Genomic DNA, 18,487 nt, shown 5'->3' on the forward strand with positions numbered 1-18,487 from the left:
AAAAATTCTAAAAACAAGGAAGCACAAGCAGATAGCTTTGTGCCTCCTTAAATAATTGATTAAAACGAGTCAACTAAAACTGATAACGCACTCCTCCAGAAAAACTTGTTCCAGAAAAACCCGCTTTGGTCAGTTTGTGCTGATAAATGACATCACCGTGAAGTACAAACTTTGGCGATAATTTTGCATTAAAACCTAATCCAGTTTCTAGAGAAGAACCCAAATTTCCCAACTGGAAAGCATCTTTAAAATGCACAAATTTCTTTCCTCCAAAACCATGGGAAAGATGCATCTTACCATAGAAAGAAACAACACGCGCCTCATCCGTTGCAGTAAGGGTTTTTGTTAAGCGCCCACCAACACGTGCTACCCATTGATTAAGTTTTCCCATCTCAATGTCAAAATTATCAATATCACGTGCCTTATCAAACTGGAGATGCTGATAAACAACTTGAAGCTGCGGATCAAAAATAAGACATTCATCCTCGATCACAAATGCTTTACCAGCAGTCAAAGAAGCACTGAAAGGTTTGCCCTTTAAAGTGGCTGTCTTTCCCCGCGCAAGCGTGAGAACATCACCTTTGAATAAACCATAGGAGAAAAGTCCATCCACATAGAAACCTGCATCATGTTGCACACCGCCATATGCCGTAACTGACCATTTATTAAATGCACTTTTTTGACTTTGTTCAACATCTAAGGGCTGCAGAGAAAATCTCTCATAAGATCCTATAACCCCAAAAGAAGCAGTGCCATATACATTTTCAATTGTTTGCAGCAGCACACCAGCTTCAATGGCATTATAATCAACCTCACCTCCATAACCATATTCAAGCGCAGAAAGGTTTGAAACATAACGATGACTACCACCATAACCGTGCACAAAAAAGGCAGGTTTTTCATCACTTTCCAACAATCCACCAGAAGCAATTCTCAAAACCTCTAACCGCTTATTTTGATTGTCAATATTCATCAAACCTGCTTGAAATAAAGCATTTGGTAAAAGCAGATAAGTCGGAACTTGTGGAACAACAGCCTTAACACTTGGTTTAGGATGCGGTTCCAAGTCTGGTCTTAGAGGAGGTACTGGACTAGGATCAGGGCCAGGTCCTGGAGGAGGTGTTGGCCCAGGAATGGGATCAGGAGCCGGAGCCGGAGCCGGCGCTGGTTCAGGAGCAGGTTTAACATCAGAATCAATATATCCATTTTCGAGACGAAAATCCCAAAAGCCTTCATTTCCTTTCACTAATCTTTGAGCAGAACTTGCTGGCCCTAAAGAAGATTGCGGCCCATAAGCATAAAGCCTATATTGATAAGGTGAATCTTTCAGAGCAACATAACCACCGTTTAACTGAAAAGAATCTTGACTTGCCTTTCCAGAAACCTGAATAATTGAGATTCCTTGTTCATTTCCACCATTTCCTGTAGATCCCCCTGGACTTCCTGGCATACTACGAACATGAACTGTCGTTCTTCCAGAGGCATCCCCATAAATCAAAACACGATCAGTCTTTTGATTATTAAGAGAGCCACCCTCATTTAGATATGTATTAAGGTAAATCTGTGCATCACCCTGTGCCTTATAAACCTCACCCGTTCCTTGTCCAATATTAAGTGTTTGATAATCGTAAACCGGAGCAGATTTCAGTTTTTTAAAATTAATAGAACTATCCATCAGGCTTACTAATGAGAGAGAGAAGTCGTTGGAAAGATCTGACTCGTGGGAATTCCTTTGTTGCCTTTGCTTTAAAATCCATGTCGAATCACCGCCCAAATAAAGTTCAGCAGTAGAAACCTCATCGACATAGGTCCCTCCTTCAAGGGTAGAAGCATTCGCTAAAACTTTTACCGAGGCACCTTTTTCAGCTTTTAACAACAAATTTCCTGAACTCAAAGTACTTTGTGTTAAACCAACAACACCAAAAGTTTTGTCGGTACTATAAATAGCCGCATCATCTAAAACTGAAAACATCGTTCTCTGCAAATTAACAACTTCCAATCTTCCTGGAGTTTTCTTATCCTTTGAATCCTCTTCTTGCTCGAATTCCTCCCATGGTTTTTCTCCTTTAAAATATATACCATAAGATCCTTTACCCTGCACTGTAACAGAAGAAGATTCAATATTGACCTCAGTTGCATCAACATTACCTGAATTGTCCTCAGCTACCTCAACATTATCCAATAAAGCTTCAAACGACAAAATCGAATTAGGGGTAGCTACAGTATTTTCTGATAATATGCCGTGGGCATCAGTAACATCAATAACCCCATTTTTAAAATCAATAGGCCCGCCCACATCCGTATGCAAAGCCGCATAATTTTTACCTCTACTCCCCTTTCCAGTCATCTTAACACCATCAAGATTTATCTCCCCACCTAACGTCGAAGAAGCCCCATGACTATCCGCAAAATCAATTGCCCCATCTCCCATCCAAACTTCTGAACGGCTATAACTCAAAAGACTCGCCTTCCCACCACTCGTCTTAATTGTTGTATCCTCTAAAAGAACAAATGAATTCCCCGTTGCCTCGACAGCTTTCTGACTTTTCTCAATAACGCCCTGATGTACCTCAATTATCCCGTCACTAACATGAAGAGCTGTATTTACATTCTTGATATTTGGCGATTTTAAAACAATTTTTCCATTATCTGATACAGAGACTCCATATGTAAAAGGCTTATCTGAAACTTCACTTCTAACAGTTACATTGTTCCCTGTAACTTTTGCACTCATCCCCTTTACTGTTATAGCAGTACGATTATCAGAAGTATTCGTTATCTTATAAGACTTATTGTCAATTTTGTCCTCTGTACAGTTATCACATATATAATAAGCACCATTATAGAGCATCAACTTCCCATTAGAGTGATTTTTGTAAACATATTTATTACCAGCATTGTCCCCACCTTCTCCGCTAAGAGGATCATCTCTTCTACCACTAAGATTTTGCCCATACCCACCACCCCAGCTATTATATGTAGGAACATATGTACCACCATAATCCCCTTCCTCTCCTCTGAGAAGATTGCTACTATCGCGACTCCCATTCAATATACCGCTAAATTTGCGATAACCGCCCAATCCTCCTAATCCTAAAACACTATTAGAAGGAATAACAGTAAGTCTTTTAGGTAGATCAGAGGAAGTACCACTAGTCGTAGGAGTAACGGTAATTTTATAAAAAGGTTGACCAGATCTCTCTACACTTGCACCAACCACCGTTCCATTTTGTAACAACGAAAGGATAGCCGTTGCGGCCGTATATAAAAACAGATGATTTCTAAACATTTTAATCATAGTTCCCTCGAAACTTTGCTTCCCCTCTCATTGAAAATAAAAGCACTGGTAAAAACACCCCACCCACCTCAAAAGACAAAAAGGTGTAAACAAAGGACGCATCTACTGCTCAGTTGACCCGTGCAATGAATTATCCAAATAAAATTGGTGGAGAATCTGAATACAAAACAATCACCACCTGTAAGAGAATAATTACCAACTACACTTTATAGGTGTATAATGCATTCTGTGTTTCGTGTAAAGCAAAAACAAAACTATAGCGTGTAATTAATAAACTTCACTCTCTATCCTTGTGAAATTTGAAAGACTGACAAAAGATGCACGTGAAAAAAATTATAAAATCAAAAAAGATGAATTTAAAAATGAGATTAAGGAAACATAAAATATCATAGCGGATAAAATAAAATCAGGCAGAGTTTCATGCACAAGCATTGGGCTTTTCTATCATTAAAAAGCTCTTAAAAGCCTGTTATCATATCGGATTTTATCAGAAAAAATTTTAGAAACGCATTTTAGGATAAAAAGAAATGATACAGTCATAAAGAGTTCTCATACACAAAACAAAAAAGCCGATCATAACTTTTTTCGCTCATAATTATATAACAAAGAGCAATTTTTTGATAAATCAATGCAAGAAAAAGAAAAGGCAGCACATTGTGCTGCCTTTACTAAAGGATGTATTGTACCTTATTCTAAAACTGATAGCGCACTCCTCCAGAAAAACTAGCTCCAGAAAAACCAGCCTTATTGAGCTTATGCTGATACACAACATCACCGTGAAGCGCAAACTGCTTAGATAATTTGGCATTAAAGCCCAATCCGGCTTCTAGAGAAGAACCAAAAGCACCTAACTGGAAAGCATCTTTGAAATGCACAGATTTTTTGCCTTCAAAACCATGAGCAAGATAAAGCTTACCATAGAAGGAAATAGCATTCACTCCTTCAAGTCCTGTAGGTGTCTTAATCAAACGCCCACCAACACGTGCTACCCATTGATCAAGTTTTCCTAATTCAATGTCAAAGCCGTCAACATCATGAGCCTTATCAAACTGAATATGTTGATAAACAACCTGAACCTGCGGATCAACAACAAAACCTTTATATCCTGTTGTAAACGCTTTACCACCAATCAAGGAGGCAGTGAAAGGATTGCCCTTTAAAGTTGCTGTTTTTCCTCGTGCAAGGGTGAGAACATCGCCTTTGAACAGACCATAGGAAAGAAGACCATCCACATAGAAGCCCGCACTATGCTGCATGCTGCCATATGCTGTAGCAGTCCATTTATCAAATGCACTTTCTTGGCTTTGTTTAACATCCACAGGTTGTAGAGAAAGCTTTCCATAAGAGCCCATAACTCCAAAGGACAGAGCACTGTCAGCATTTTCGATTGTTTGCAACAAAACACCTGCCTCTACACCATTATAGGTAAGATCACCTTTGTAACCATACTCAAGTGCGGATAAGTCTGAGACATAACGGTAACTTCCACCATAGCCGCGCAAATATAAAGCAGGGTTTTCGCGAATTTCTACCATTCCATTGGAAGTAGCCCGCAATGACTCCAACTGTTTGTTTTGATTGCTAATATCCATTAAACCGGCATGGAATACACTATTTGGTAAGAGCAAGTAAGTCGGAACTTGCGGAACAACAGATTTTACAACTTGTTCAGGAAGCACAAATCCAACTGTAGGCGAAGACTTAACATATTGATTTTCTAGACGGAAATTCCAAAATTCTCCACCATCCTTCATAAACTTCTGCTGAACATGCTCCTGTTTTGAAGTGGCTTCTGGTGCATAAGCGCGAAGAGTATATTTGTAAGGTGAATTCTTCAACGCAACATAATTACCATCGAGTTGGAAAGAATCCTTTGCTGCCTTTCCGTAAACCTGAATAACAGAAACACTATGAGGACTTTGCTTATTATCCTTTTCGTCTCTCACTTTGCTGGAAACACCTAGCACAAACACTCTCGTTTTTCCTTCAACATCACCATGAATTACAAGGCGATCGGTTACTTGATTATCACTTGGATCATCGGGGTTTAAATGTGCATTGAGGTGAATTGAAGCATTGCCTTCTGCTTTGTAGACAACACCTTTTCCTTCTCCAATGCGAAGTGTTTGGTACTTCAACGTCTCAGTTTCCGAAGGCATAAACTCTATACGACTATTGACAAGGCTTATAGAAGAAACGCATGAATCCCTGCATTCTGAATCTGGAACTTCTCTATACTTCTGTGCACTTCTTTTCAAAAGCCACTGTGATCCATTAATCAATTCTAATTGAGCATAAGAGCCTTTATGAACCCATGCTCCACCAACAATAGCAGAGTTATTAGCTGAAACCAGTATATTAGAATTATTTTCAGCTTTTAATAGCAAATCACCAGTAAGAGTTGTTTCGTTTTCTAAGGAAACACGACCACTAGAACTATTACCATAAATAGCCACACCGTTTAGCACTTCAAAATCAGTTTTCTTCAACAAAACTTCTCCCGTTATACCTATAGGTGCTTTTTCCTGTAAAGATACAGCATTTCGCTTAACAACACTCTTTCCTCCAGAGTGTTCCATTGACGTTTGTAATACGGTTTCTCCTAAGTTTTTATTTTGATTCCGTTTTTCTACTCCTTTCCGTCCTGCTCCATCAAAATATATACCATAAGATTTATCACCTTCTACCTTAACAGTAGAAAACTCGATATTAGCCCGATTGATAGAGGAACGAGCATCAGATTCCCCCTTTCTCCTAGAAGCGCCGACCTCACCTGTGTCATAAGTATCCCTAACCCACAAAGCATTGGTATCAGTAACAACATTCCCATTCGTAAAATCAACAGAACCATTATCACTCAACAAGAAAGCTGCACTCCCAAACCTCTCTGCAGAATCCAGCTTATTGTTTTCTTTTTTTACCGTAATGTTAACATTGTCTAATTTAACATTTCCGCCCGATTCTGACCTAACAGCCACTCCCCTTTTTAAAATAATCTGCCCAGATTTCATGGTTATTTCACCAGCGTTACTAGCCAGACCAGCGACAGCTAAATCGCCCACCACATTAATTCTCGTATTACTTAATTCAACAGAAGACCCAGAACCTGCCAAAGCGCCCACAAACTGAACATTGACTGTTCCATCATCCATCTTGACTTTTCCACCTCTTTGTGCCTCAAGTCCTATCAGAGAAGATTGCACTTTTGAATTTTTGTTTAAAACAACCTTTGCACCTTCATCCGCAAGTACAGCACTCACAGCTATTAATTTAGTAAGATCAAGATTACTGCCATTTTCAGAAGGATACGCACCACTAATAGTAGCCCCCGCTAACTCAACAATTGTATTCTGGTTTTTTACATGCATAGAATGCTGGTTCTTATCATTTGCCATCAGCGTAAGATTTTCTATCTTATGTGCTGCACCATCATTGCATAAATAGGGAGTAGATGATTTCTTCGTACCACTTGACGCCGTATTATTACACTGAGAAGAAACAATTTTAATATCAGCATTGTCACTACGTGTAACAGCTTCAACGTCATCAGCCCGCGTAACAGATTTAATAGAAGATACATTAGAATTTCCAGAACCTCTAGTATCCATAGAAGTCGCAACCTCTGAAGAAGAATCCCCTGTAGAAGCGGTAGACTTTTTGATGGATGCAGATGAAATTATAGGTGCAGGCTCCTTAGAGAGAGTAAAAGTAACAATGGATCCACCGGATAAAGAAATATTCTTTATAGGCTCAGATGTCTCAGACCTAGCAACAGAAGTAGGAGCTACAGAGCCTGAAGGAGCTGGTACTATAGAAATATCATCTGTATCAGATCTCGTAAGTGTAGAATATAAAACACGCCCTCTAGCCCCAGAGTTATTAGAAGCAGCAGAAATGTTAGAAGGTGTACCGCTTAAAGGAACAAACACTGTTGTTTCAGATCCTTCAGGCTCATATCCTTCAATATCATATTCTGCAGATAGTCCGTGTTCTCCTAGCTCATATTCTTCCACTTGTTCTTCAGATTCTTCAAATAAATCTTCAGATAGCTCAGATCTGCCAAGTGAATCACCTCGAGCAGGAGCCCTAGCTACAGAATTTTCAGCAGACGTGGGAACAGGAAGCTGCTCAACTTCAGCATTTTCTCCACCAACATCACCACGAATTTCAGCCTGAGAACTCTTCCTACGAGGTTTTTGAGGAACAGTAATCTTAAAATTAGTGGCAGTAGTATACCCAGAAACAAGAGGTACAACATACTGGTTTTCTAAACGAAAATCCCAAACTTCGTTACTTCCTACAATTAATTTCTTATCAAAATACTGCATGTGCGGAGGAATACTTGGCCCATAAGCACGAAGAACATACTGATAAGGTAATCCGTCTAGTGTAATATAATCACCTTGTAGTGTAAAAGAATCCTTTGCTGCCTTTCCAAAAACCTGAATAAGTGAAACACTGTAAGGTATTTCCTGGGATTCATTCGGTTTTGATGATACATCATCTGAAATAGGATTTACATGCACCTTAGTTTTTCCGGAAACATCACCATGAATCAATAGTCTATCAGATACTTGAGTACTATCCGCATTACTAGGTATCAGATTCGCATTGAAATAAATCCTCGAATCCCCATTCTCATCCGCACTGTAAACTGTGCCTTCTCCATTTCCAATACGAAGAGTTCGATACTCAACACCTCCTTCAGTGTCCTCATTTTCAGTATTACTTCTCTTTGAAGAAGTAAAAAATCTAATATTACTCTTTGAAAGTTTCACAGATGAAACACATGAATCCACACACTGCGGATCTGAATCTTCTAAACCATTATATAAACTCTTTGTTACATACCACTCCGATCCTCCAGACAAAAAGAGCTTCGCATGAGAATTTTTCTCAACACGCGCAGCACCCATAATTATAGAATCATCAACAACAACCGACAAATCTGCCCCTGCTTCAGTTTTCAATAGTAACCCACCCGAAACAGTTGATTCATCTTTTACAACGACATAACCTCTCAAATTTTCACCATAAATGGCAACACCATCGGGAACTCTGAGAGTAGATTCTTTTAAAAGAACTGCATGCGATCTACTTTTATTATTTCTTTTTCTCCCCTTTTTTGCATCTCGCTGTGCATTTTGTTCACTTTTTTTGTCTCCACGCGAACGCAAATCTTTATCAAAGTATATACCATAAGAATTACCTGTCACGTTAAGAATTGAGTTTTGAATATCAGAAACCATTAAATTGGAAGCTCTAAAGGCTTCATTAACACCTTCAGATTCTGGATCAATCTCTAAATTCTTTATAGCAGATGAAACCTCCGCATACGTGGAAAAAATATCATTATAGTCCCCATCATCTGCAACATCAAACAATCCACCACGATCATCTGCAATATCAGACAATCCATCAGGGTATATACTGTCGAATTCACCATTTTCGAATTCATCAAAGGAACGAGTCTCAATAGTAAAAAAATTATCAGCAGAACCACTATCATCACTATCGAGATCAGAATCACCATCAAGAGTGTTGTCCTGCCCTTCAGAACTAACACCAGTCTGTCGCGTAACACGACCAACACTTAACTGCTCTCCTGTTGCCTTGATCAAATCACTGTAATCACCATAATCAATAACTTCGAACTGCCCAAGATCCAAAATCCCAGGAAAAGGATTTTTAAAATCATCACTTACCCACAATACAACAGTATCGGAACCTTCAACCCTCCCATTTTTAAAGGAAACAACACCTCCACGCGTCAATAAAGCCACACTTCCTTCCTTAGAATCAGCATTATTATCCCCAGATTGTTTTTTCTCAGCAATCTTAATAGAAACCCGATTTAATTGAACCATTCCTCCTTCTGCAGCCTTTACCGCCATTCCTCCTTCCGCTACAGTAATTGCTCCAGACTTCATCCCTATAATAGAGTTTGCAAAACTCAACAGACCTATTTTTCGAGCATCAATATTTACATTCTCCAAGAAAATATCCCCACCATTTCTAGAAACAGCGCCAACATGAACCCTACTGATATCCCCTCCTGTCATACGGATCAATCCAGTGTTTTCAGCTTCAAGCCCAATAAAAAAACCCTTAATATTTGAGTTCCTTAAATTAACTTCTGCTTTTGTTCCACCTGCACCATTTACCCACACAGCAACATTATTATCCTGACCATTCGGATTAATAGAACTTGAATCCATAAGAGCTAAATTAACAACATTTTGCATCTTCATGTCGTCAGAAAGATCTAATATCCCCTCTGCGTTCCCAATCAACACATCTTCCAAATTAACAACTATTCGATCTTCAGGCGATAGTGGTGACTCTTGGTTTTTTCTTCCTTTACCTCGTCCTCGATTCTCAATAACCGGACTTACATATACAGCAGTTCCACCATCATCCGCCATAATAGCACTATTCGTTAGTGTATATACTCCACTTTGCCTACAGGAAATAGATCCATATACCAGCTGATCACCATAGAGTACTCCCTCATTATCTATACCATTGAAAGATTCAAACAATCCTCGACCTGATACAAGCATAGCTGCACCACCCATAGCTGCATCACCTGGTACAAGATTTCTAGCTATACCAGGCATCTTATTATCTGATGCATCAGCACCTAATATAGTATTCAGCACAGAACCTGGAACCCCTGCAATAGAAGATGCATCAGCTCTGCTATTTCTAAATGCATCTGTTAGATCTGGTAAATCTCCAGTAGGTATGTTACCTGGAGAACCTGGAACCGGAGGAATTCCCGAATCTGGCAAATTTACTCCGGGCCCACTCGTTGTTGCTGTATCTCGCTCTGTAGCCAAAGCACCCCAATTTGCTCCACCTGGAACACCTGGAACAGCTGCTAATAAACTCCCTTCTGCTTTTCCTGCCCTTGGCGTTCTTATCGCACCACCTGGCACCCCGCCTGTACCTGGCACCCCGCCTACACCTGGCACCCCGCCTACACCCGGCACCCCAACTGTACCTGGCACCCCTACACTTGCCTCATTCGAGCTTAACCCACCATCTAGCGCCGCTGCACCATTTGGTATAGCGGGACCTGCCACACCGGCTGGCGCATTTACACGCAATCCACCGTTTGGCACCGAAAAACCATTCCCGCCCACAACAGTACGTATAGTGCCAGGAGCACTAAAAGCACTATTCTTATTAAGAGCACGACAAACAAACGTAGATTGCTTTGGAACAGACACACGCGCCTGTGCTCTTCCACCATTCTCTACTCTAAGTGGTGGTTGATGTGGTGTTTGAGATGTCATGTAACCTACATTTTCACCAGTCCCAGACGGATATCCACCATACCCGTACGGATATCCACCATACCCAAGGGAGCCTCCACCTGAAGGCACAAGTGACGAGCCAAATTGAAATGGAGATGTGGGAAATGAGGACGTTGAAGGATAAGAACTATACCCCACAGAAGCATCCACACCTTGTAAAAAGAAGAAAACGCTTGTTGTAACAGCGCACAAACGCGTGCGATTTTTAAATACGTTAATCATATGTCAAACTTTCCAAATATTGTTTGCAAAAGTACTAGAATTGAGCGAAAATAGTTAAATATCCAATTTGTAACATATATCAATCTATTTTACAACATAATGCAATAAATTAATTTATCGTTTTGTGTATAATCTTGTACATAAAAATGCCTCAGTTAAGCTTTTTAAGGAAACCCTTTATAATTTTGAGAAAAGGATGAGATAATGATAACAAAATATCTAAAATGGGCAGTTGCCACCTTGATTGTTGTAATAAGCTTTACAACATTTTCACAGGCAAAGACAAACATTGATGCTAAGATAACAATCGATCATGTTTCAGGAACGACCTCCGTTTCCACCTCTCCTCAAAAGGTTGTTGTCTTTGATCTTGCAACGCTTGATAACATGAATCGCCTCGGTATCAAGGCAGTTGTGGGTATTCCCGAAGGAAAGAAACCTGCATATCTGCAGCAGTTTAATGATGCAAAATATGAAAAAATTGGCACTCTCTTTGAGCCAGATTACGAAAAAATTGCTACTCTTCAACCTGGCTTAATCATTATTTCCTCGCGGACTCAAGCCAAGTATCAAGATTTATCTAAAATCGCTCCAACGATTGATCTCACAGTAAGCAATGAAAGCTCTCTTGACGATATTAAAAGGAATGTGACTATTCTTGGAAAAATCTTTGGGAAAGAAAAGGAAGCAAAAGAAGAAATTGTGAAACTCGATGAAAATTTAGCAAAGGTTCGTGAGAGTACCAAAGGAAAAGGTACAGGACTCGTTCTTATGACCTCTGGTGGAAAGATCAGTGCTTTGGGTCCAAAGTCACGTTTTGATATTTTCCATTCATCATTTGGCATTGTCCCTGCAACCGATAAACTTACTGTGCAAAAACATGGACAACTCATTTCCCCTGAATTTATTCTTGAAACCAATCCTGATTGGTTGTTGGTTATAGATCGAGATGCAGCGATCGGACGAGAAGGACAATCTGCAGAACAATTGCTCAATAATGAACTTGTTAAACGCACAACAGCTGGCAAAAAGGACCAGATTATTTATCTGGATTCTTGGAGCTGGTACCGAGCAAGTGGCGGTCTAACTGGACTTAACGAAACGGCACAACAAATTAGAGAAGCCTTTACAAAAGGCAAATAAACACCAAAATGACTTGCCAAAAATAATTAGCTTGTCATGAAAATAAAATTTAGGAGCAAAGGCTGTTTATAAAGGGCCTTTGCTTTCTTTGTTGGAAAATAATTTAACGTGAAAAATTACTCGATAGCCGTCATAGTTCTTATTCTACTGTCTGTTCTTAGTATTTTTGTTGGTTATTCAGATGTAACGCCTTCTGATTTATTATCAAATGATCCACATGCTTGGCTTATTTTTTGGCAAACACGCATCCCTCGTACAATTTCGGTACTTTTGGTAGGGGCAGCACTCGCCCTTTCAGGTATGATTATGCAACTCCTTGCACGCAATCGCTTTGTCGAACCGTCGACTGCTGGAACTGTTGAATCTGCTTCTCTCGGCATTCTTTTTGTTATGATTTTTCACCCTGACATCCCTGTGCTTGGAAAAATGATTGTTGCTACAATTTTTGCCATGATTGGTACGTTACTTTTTATGTTTTTATTGCGCCAAATTCCTTTAAAATCTGCCCTCATTGTGCCACTGACAGGAATTATGCTAGGATATGTTATTGGCTCCTTAACCAATGCTATTGCTGATCATGAAATGCTGCTCCCTTCTCTTCAAGCTTATTTATTTGGCAGCTTTGCGATGATTCTTGAGGGAAAATATGAAATTTTATGGTTCTCTCTTCCTCTCTGCATTCTTGCTTATTTTACCGCTGACCGCTTTACAGTAGCTGGTCTAGGAGAAGATTTAGCCAACAATCTTGGACTGAATTATCGTACTGTCATGTTCTTTGGTCTTTTTATTGTCGCATCGATCACCGCTGTTATCGTCTGTACAGTCGGTCGAATTCCCTTTGTTGGACTAATTATTCCAAATCTTGTTTCAAATTTCAGGGGTGACAATATGCGCCATACTGCTCCTTGGGTTGCAATCAGTGGTGCAGGATTGGTTTTGATCTGTGATCTCTTAGGGCGGATAATTCATTCTTCTCTTGAAATTCCCATTAGCACCATGATGGGGATTATTGGTAGCTTTATTTTTATTATATTGCTTTTACGATGGAGAAAGCGTCTTGGATAAAAAGAAGGCAACAACAATTATCCTCGCAACGCTTATCGTAATGGCGTGTACTGTAACCATTCTTTATATGACATGGAATATAAACATCTATACGTGGACATTTCGTCTCACAAAACTTGTCTCTCTTGTTGTTATTGCATATGCAATTACCGTTTCTACTGTTTTATTTCAAACAATTGTTAACAATCGTCTTCTTACACCTTCTATTATGGGATTTGATCAACTTTATATTTTAATAAAAACTATCATAATGTATTTTTTAGGCTCTCTTTCTTTGCCTTTTTTGAGCCAAGAAGGACAGTTCGTTTTTGAAGCTCTCATTCTCATTTTTTTTTCAATAAGCCTTTTTCGCTGGCTCTTTTCAGACAACATAAAAAGTCTTCATTTAACTCTTTTGATTGGTGTTATTTTAGGAGGATTTTTTTTCAGTTTACGCATGTTCATGCAATTACAGTTAAATCCGGACCAAATGATGTATTTAACTGACATTATGTTTGCAAATTTTAACAAATTTAATACATCCTTGCTAAGCTTTGCCACAATCATTATCTTCATTGTAAGTCTGATTGGATGGCGTTCACGTCATCTTCTTGATATTCTTGCTTTAGGACGCGAAAACGCAATCAACCTTGGAGTTGATTATCACAAAAGCGCTACAACTATTCTTATATTGGTTTCTATTCTCGTCTCCATTTCCACAGCATTGGTAGGACCTGTTACCTTTTTTGGGCTGTTAGTTGCCAACCTTTCCTATGAACTTTCCCCTCAAGCAAAACATGCTTTCATTGTGCCAATTGCAATATTATTGGCTATAATTTGTTTGGTTGGTGGACAATTTATTTTAGAACAAATTTTCAATATGGCAGGACGTTTGAGTTTTATTATTGAATTTTGTGGTGGAACTGTCTTCTTAATATTACTGATGAAGGGAAAACTAAAATGATTGAAATCAATCATCTTTCCAAGACTTATGGAGCGAGGTTGATTATCGATGATTTATGTCTTCGTCTCCCCAAAGGAGGAATTATTTCTCTCATTGGTCCCAATGGTTCAGGGAAATCAACTCTTTTGATGCTGATAAGACGTCTTTTACCGCACCATAAAGGATCAATTTACATTGATGGCTTTGATATTGATAAAATGCCTCACGATAGTTTGGCGCAGAAACTCTCAATCCTGCGTCAAGATAATCCTTTATCCTTTCGTTTAACCGTCTATGACTTAGTAAGTTTCGGACGTTATCCTTACTCAAAGGGCTGGTATAATAACGAAGATAAACAATTCATTGACAGTGCGCTCCGATATCTTGACTTACAGGATCTAAAAGACTGCTTTTTGGATGAGCTTTCCGGTGGACAACGCCAACGAGCTTTTATCGCAATGGTCATTTGTCAAGATACTGATTATCTCCTATTAGATGAACCATTAAACAATTTAGATATGAAGCATTCCTTTTCCATGATGAAACAATTACGCCGCACAGCCGATGAACTCAAAAAAACTGTTCTTATCGTTATGCATGATATTAATTTCGCATCATCTTATTCAGATATGATCGTTGCACTCAAAAATGGAAAAGCGGCTTATTGTGGAACACCAAAAGAAATCATGCAACCAGAAATTCTTAAAGACATTTATGATATGAATATTAAAATTGAAACAATCGACGACATACCCATTGCCCTTTATTATCGGTAAACGGCTCTCTCTTAATCAAGAACCATAAAGATCCTTTTTGCGCTTGCCTACACTATAAAATCTGCTAAAAGTGGCGACATTCATCTACTGGGGAATAGTTTAATGGTAGAACAGCGGACTCTGACTCCGTCAATCTTGGTTCGAATCCAAGTTCCCCAGCCAAGTTGTATGTATGTAGCTTGTGTAGTGTAGCTTGCCACTGGGTTTTGCATAATTTGACACTGGGTTTTGCAGCAATTCATTTTTTTTCAAGGGTCTTTTTGGCGGTTCTCAGAGAAGCTTTAAGAGGTGTTTAGAGTCGCTTTCATGAGTCTTATTTTTATTGGCTCAGAATCGCAATTTGAGGCGATTCATCTTTTCCAACAATCCCATTATTTGACATCTAGAATCTGTAAAAGATGCATGCAGAGACCAGTAAATTTTGTATCATTTGCATCATATTTTGTAAAAATAACCTCCTTTTCAAAGGATTTCCATTTTTTCAAAGGGCTCTCAAAGGGTCTTCAAAGGCCTTTCAAAGGTCATTTATTGCCCCTTTTATGCATGTTTTTCTCTTATGCTTTTCTTCATAGATCACTGAAACGCGTGTAATCAGCTTGGAAAGCAAGAGGGACAGTTCCTGTGGGACCATGGCGTTGTTTGGCGATAATCACTTCAGCTTGTCCCCTCACCTGATCCATCTTCTCTTGCCATTTGACAGCTTCAACGCTGCCCTCCTTAGGCTGGTCATTTTTCAAGTAATATTTTTCACGATAGACAAACAAAACAATATCAGCATCTTGTTCAATCGAACCGGATTCACGCAAATCAGAAAGTTGTGGACGTTTATCGGTGCGATTCTCAACTTGGCGTGAAAGCTGTGAAAGAGCAATGATGGGAATATTCAGTTCTTTTGCCAATGCCTTAAGAGCCATGGTAATCGCTGTGATTTCTTGCACACGATTGTCTGAGGAACGCTTTGTATGACCCGTCATAAGCTGGAGATAATCAATCATCAAAACATCTAAACCATGTTGTCGTTTGAGGCGCCTTGCACGCGCTGCTAATTGGGCAACAGAAAGACCACCCGTTTGGTCGATATAAAGCGGAGCTTTTTGAAGAGAACGTGTCATGCGGATGAGTTTAGTAAATTGCTCTTCTGAGAGATTGCCCCGTCTGATATCAGAAGAAGAAACCTCCGTTTGTTCAGAAATGATCCGGGTTGCTAATTGTTCTGAGGACATTTCCAACGAGAAGAATCCAACAATGCCTCCTTCATTGTTTTGTTCCTGTGTCTGGTCATCACACTTGTAAGCATTGGCAATATTAAAGGCAATGTTGGTTGCAAGAGAGGTTTTTCCCATACCGGGGCGCCCCGCAAGGATAATGAGATCAGATTTTTGTAACCCTCCCATTTTCTCATCAAGGGTTTGAATGTGAGTCGCTATTCCTGAAAGCCTTGAGGAACGCGCTTTAGCAGCACTTGCCATGGTCAGCGCCTTTGTGAGGGCTCCTTCAAAATTTTCAAATCCACCGCCATATTTTCCCTTCTCTGCCAATTCAAACAACTGCTGTTCAATCCTTTCAATCTGTTGTGAGGGCTTCAACTCTACAGGAGCGTCAAAGGCTGTATTAACAATCTGATGCCCAAGAGTAATCAAACAGCGTCGAAGGAAAAGATCATAAAGTACCCGCCCATAATCTTGAGCATTAATGATAGTGATCGCTTGTTTGGCAAGACGTACAACGTAATGAAAGACCGTGATCTCACCAATCTTTTCTTCTGCTGGAAGAAAGGATTTCATGGTAATGGGATTGGCAAGTTTTCCCTTGTGGATCATGTGTGAAGCGATCTCAAAGATCCTTTGATGCAAGGGTTCAAAAAAATGCTCTGCTTTAAGAAAGTCTGAAACACGATCAAGGGCGTCATTGTTCATGAGAATGGCCCCAAGCAAGGCTTGTTCTGCTTCAAGATTATGTGGGATCTCTCGAACAGAAGAGAGCATGTTGTCCCTTTGATTGTCTAGCGCACTGCATTCTACGAGGTTGACTTTTCCCATGGCTGTTTCCCCTTCTCTGGTGCCTCTAAGGTAATTTCTGTGGTATAGCCGCTTTGTTTCTCATAGCGGTGGGTCACCGTTGCGGCTTTCCATGCTCCATTGATTTGCTCGCGGAACCCTTGCAAAATGAGGGGTTGATCGGCCATGATTTCTGGACGCCCTTCTAGAACCAAAGAACCACTGCCCATACCACGACAAAGCCGGTCCGATTCTGATGCGGCAGCAGCTAAAGCTTCCTCTCTGCAGGTGTAGCAACCACGCAAACGCCGTGTGGGACCTGTGAGTTTTGTGCGATGTTTGACAGACAGCTGTTTTCCTTGCGAGCGATCAAAGTACGTTGATTCAACGCTGCCATATTGGGTGCGTGGCTCGAGAGTAAATTCCCAGCTGGAACAATCATGCTTAGCAAGATTGATTGCTGGTAAATTGTTGCCGCTTAAAAATAAAAACTTATTGTCTTTGATTAAAAAACGTGCCCGCATACGCTCCGCAAGGCGGGTTAAAAAATCAATTGTAGATTGATCGGTGCGCACCACATAAGGCAAAGTTTTGCAAGTGAATTCTTGGTCGACTTTGGCTTGATAACCATGGCGTTTGGCTAAAGTTTCGACAATCTCGCCAATGGTTTTGTTGTCAAAATGCTCACTTGCTTGTTCTTTGAGTTCCCCACGCATCGAAGCGCTTTTGCCGCAAAGGCGCAAAACCTCTCCATCACTACCCCCTATACTTACAACCGATTCAACAACAAAACGCCCCATAAAGGCACTGATGCTGTCCTGATAACCAAAGATCACCTGCAGGGTGCTGTTCTTTTGTGGAACCTGTAAATCATTGCCGCTATCATCAAACTCCGCTTCAAAACGATCGGCTTCATTGCCGGCATGATCGGTGATGGTGGCGTTGAGAAGACGCTGGTAAAAAACCTCATGGACGGGTTTGTCTCCAACCTTAACCACGATAAAAGGATAGGTTCGGCTTAATCCCATAACCGCTTCACTCTGCTTTGAGGAGGAACAAAGACAAATTCAGGCAAGGTGACCTCTAAACCCCGTGGCAAAACAGCACCATATTGGGCAATTCCTGGATTGGCTCTCAAGGTGGCTTCTAAATATCCATCTAAGAATCCAGCCTGTTGACGGTCTCCCAACACCGCCATGGCATGGTGAAAGCAAATCAGATCAAGACTGAGATCTTCTAACTCTACAACAACGTGCTTTTCTGGTAGCTTCATAGCTGTCGTCCCTCTTGGAAATATCCTTGTGGTTTGCCCCCATCAAAAAAGGGCAACAGACTGATGGAATAACGGATACGCTGAGATTGACCAGAGCGACTGATATAATCGTGGTCTTTGGTGATCGAGGTGATCACCACGGGACCATGGAATATGGCACTATAGCTCATATCATTGACCCAACGAAGCATCTGCACTGGTTTGGCTGCTCGTATGGTTATGGTGAGTGCGTCGATGGCTATACGATCACCAAACTCTTCTGGAAACCACACGCCATGGATGGTTTTGGCATCATTGCCATAGCCGGTAAATTGCAAACTGGGGGCTTTACCAAAACGCTCCATAGATACCCATGAGGCGGAGAACTCTTCTTCAAAGGATTGGAAATTCAGCCAATCGACATAAAATTGATGTGGACCTAGCATCATCAAAGGATCTTTCATCTGCTCCCTCCCCTCATTGCTTCTCC

At 40.3% G+C, this 18,487-nt stretch carries 10 protein-coding genes and 1 tRNA gene; 5 read left to right on the forward strand and 6 right to left on the reverse strand.

Translation table 11 applies throughout. The features are described from left to right. Window positions 1-73 precede the first annotated feature (73 nt). Together AC0QT4_RS05735 and AC0QT4_RS05740 are read right to left on the reverse strand one after the other, a co-directional pair. Window positions 74-3,298, reverse strand: coding sequence for an autotransporter family protein (locus tag AC0QT4_RS05735; protein ID WP_473200759.1), 3,225 nt, complete (start codon window positions 3,296-3,298; stop codon window positions 74-76). Window positions 3,299-3,990: 692 nt separating this feature from the next. Continuing rightward, complete coding sequence (locus tag AC0QT4_RS05740) at window positions 3,991-10,842, reverse strand: autotransporter outer membrane beta-barrel domain-containing protein (RefSeq protein WP_473200760.1); 6,852 nt, start codon at window positions 10,840-10,842, stop codon at window positions 3,991-3,993. Window positions 10,843-11,046: 204 nt separating this feature from the next. On the opposite strand from AC0QT4_RS05740, the gene AC0QT4_RS05745 reads away from it, so the two are divergent. The 5 genes from AC0QT4_RS05745 to AC0QT4_RS05765 all read left to right on the forward strand — a co-directional run bounded on the left by AC0QT4_RS05745 (window position 11,047) and on the right by AC0QT4_RS05765 (window position 14,910). Then, entirely contained in the window at window positions 11,047-11,985 is a 939-nt protein-coding gene (locus AC0QT4_RS05745; RefSeq protein WP_473200761.1) for a siderophore ABC transporter substrate-binding protein, read from the forward strand. Between the two features lie 108 nt (window positions 11,986-12,093). Next, window positions 12,094-13,050: an ABC transporter permease gene (locus AC0QT4_RS05750; protein ID WP_473200762.1), complete on the forward strand. Its 957-nt coding sequence runs from the start codon at window positions 12,094-12,096 to the stop codon at window positions 13,048-13,050. Next, window positions 13,043-13,993 carry an iron chelate uptake ABC transporter family permease subunit gene (locus AC0QT4_RS05755; protein WP_473200763.1) on the forward strand — a complete coding sequence of 317 codons (951 nt, stop codon included), beginning with the start codon at window positions 13,043-13,045 and terminating at the stop codon, window positions 13,991-13,993. Before AC0QT4_RS05750 ends, AC0QT4_RS05755 begins: the two co-directional genes overlap by 8 nt. Beyond that, the gene (locus AC0QT4_RS05760) at window positions 13,990-14,748 is read left to right on the forward strand and encodes an iron ABC transporter ATP-binding protein (protein WP_473200764.1); all 759 of its coding nucleotides are present in this window, start codon (window positions 13,990-13,992) and stop codon (window positions 14,746-14,748) included. Before AC0QT4_RS05755 ends, AC0QT4_RS05760 begins: the two co-directional genes overlap by 4 nt. Window positions 14,749-14,836: 88 nt before the next feature. After that, window positions 14,837-14,910, forward strand: a tRNA-Gln gene (locus AC0QT4_RS05765). Window positions 14,911-15,314: 404 nt separating this feature from the next. On the opposite strand, the gene AC0QT4_RS05770 is transcribed toward AC0QT4_RS05765, so the two are convergent. From AC0QT4_RS05770 to AC0QT4_RS05785, 4 genes are read right to left on the reverse strand one after another with little or no spacing between them, the layout of a single operon-like run. Further along, window positions 15,315-16,787, reverse strand: coding sequence for a replicative DNA helicase (locus AC0QT4_RS05770; protein WP_473200765.1), 1,473 nt, complete (start codon window positions 16,785-16,787; stop codon window positions 15,315-15,317). Further along, the gene (locus AC0QT4_RS05775) at window positions 16,766-17,773 is read right to left on the reverse strand and encodes a phage late control D family protein (RefSeq protein ID WP_473200766.1); all 1,008 of its coding nucleotides are present in this window, start codon (window positions 17,771-17,773) and stop codon (window positions 16,766-16,768) included. Before AC0QT4_RS05775 ends, AC0QT4_RS05770 begins: the two co-directional genes overlap by 22 nt. Next, the gene (locus AC0QT4_RS05780) at window positions 17,764-18,018 is read right to left on the reverse strand and encodes a tail protein X (protein ID WP_473200767.1); all 255 of its coding nucleotides are present in this window, start codon (window positions 18,016-18,018) and stop codon (window positions 17,764-17,766) included. Before AC0QT4_RS05780 ends, AC0QT4_RS05775 begins: the two co-directional genes overlap by 10 nt. Next, window positions 18,015-18,461, reverse strand: coding sequence for a phage tail protein (locus AC0QT4_RS05785; protein WP_473200768.1), 447 nt, complete (start codon window positions 18,459-18,461; stop codon window positions 18,015-18,017). The genes AC0QT4_RS05780 and AC0QT4_RS05785 overlap by 4 nt, the downstream gene beginning before the upstream one ends. Window positions 18,462-18,487: the final 26 nt, after the last annotated feature.

Source organism: Bartonella sp. EBT8, assembly GCF_055796165.1.

Coding starts and splice junctions, on each gene's coding strand:
- AC0QT4_RS05775 (WP_473200766.1), bottom strand. CDS start 17,773: ATGGGATTAAGCCGAACCTATCCTTTTATCGTGGTTAAGGTTGGAGAC.
- AC0QT4_RS05770 (WP_473200765.1), bottom strand. CDS start 16,787: ATGGGAAAAGTCAACCTCGTAGAATGCAGTGCGCTAGACAATCAAAGG.
- AC0QT4_RS05745 (WP_473200761.1), top strand. CDS start 11,047: ATGATAACAAAATATCTAAAATGGGCAGTTGCCACCTTGATTGTTGTA.
- AC0QT4_RS05760 (WP_473200764.1), top strand. CDS start 13,990: ATGATTGAAATCAATCATCTTTCCAAGACTTATGGAGCGAGGTTGATT.
- AC0QT4_RS05735 (WP_473200759.1), bottom strand. CDS start 3,298: ATGATTAAAATGTTTAGAAATCATCTGTTTTTATATACGGCCGCAACG.
- AC0QT4_RS05785 (WP_473200768.1), bottom strand. CDS start 18,461: ATGAAAGATCCTTTGATGATGCTAGGTCCACATCAATTTTATGTCGAT.
- AC0QT4_RS05740 (WP_473200760.1), bottom strand. CDS start 10,842: ATGATTAACGTATTTAAAAATCGCACGCGTTTGTGCGCTGTTACAACA.
- AC0QT4_RS05780 (WP_473200767.1), bottom strand. CDS start 18,018: ATGAAGCTACCAGAAAAGCACGTTGTTGTAGAGTTAGAAGATCTCAGT.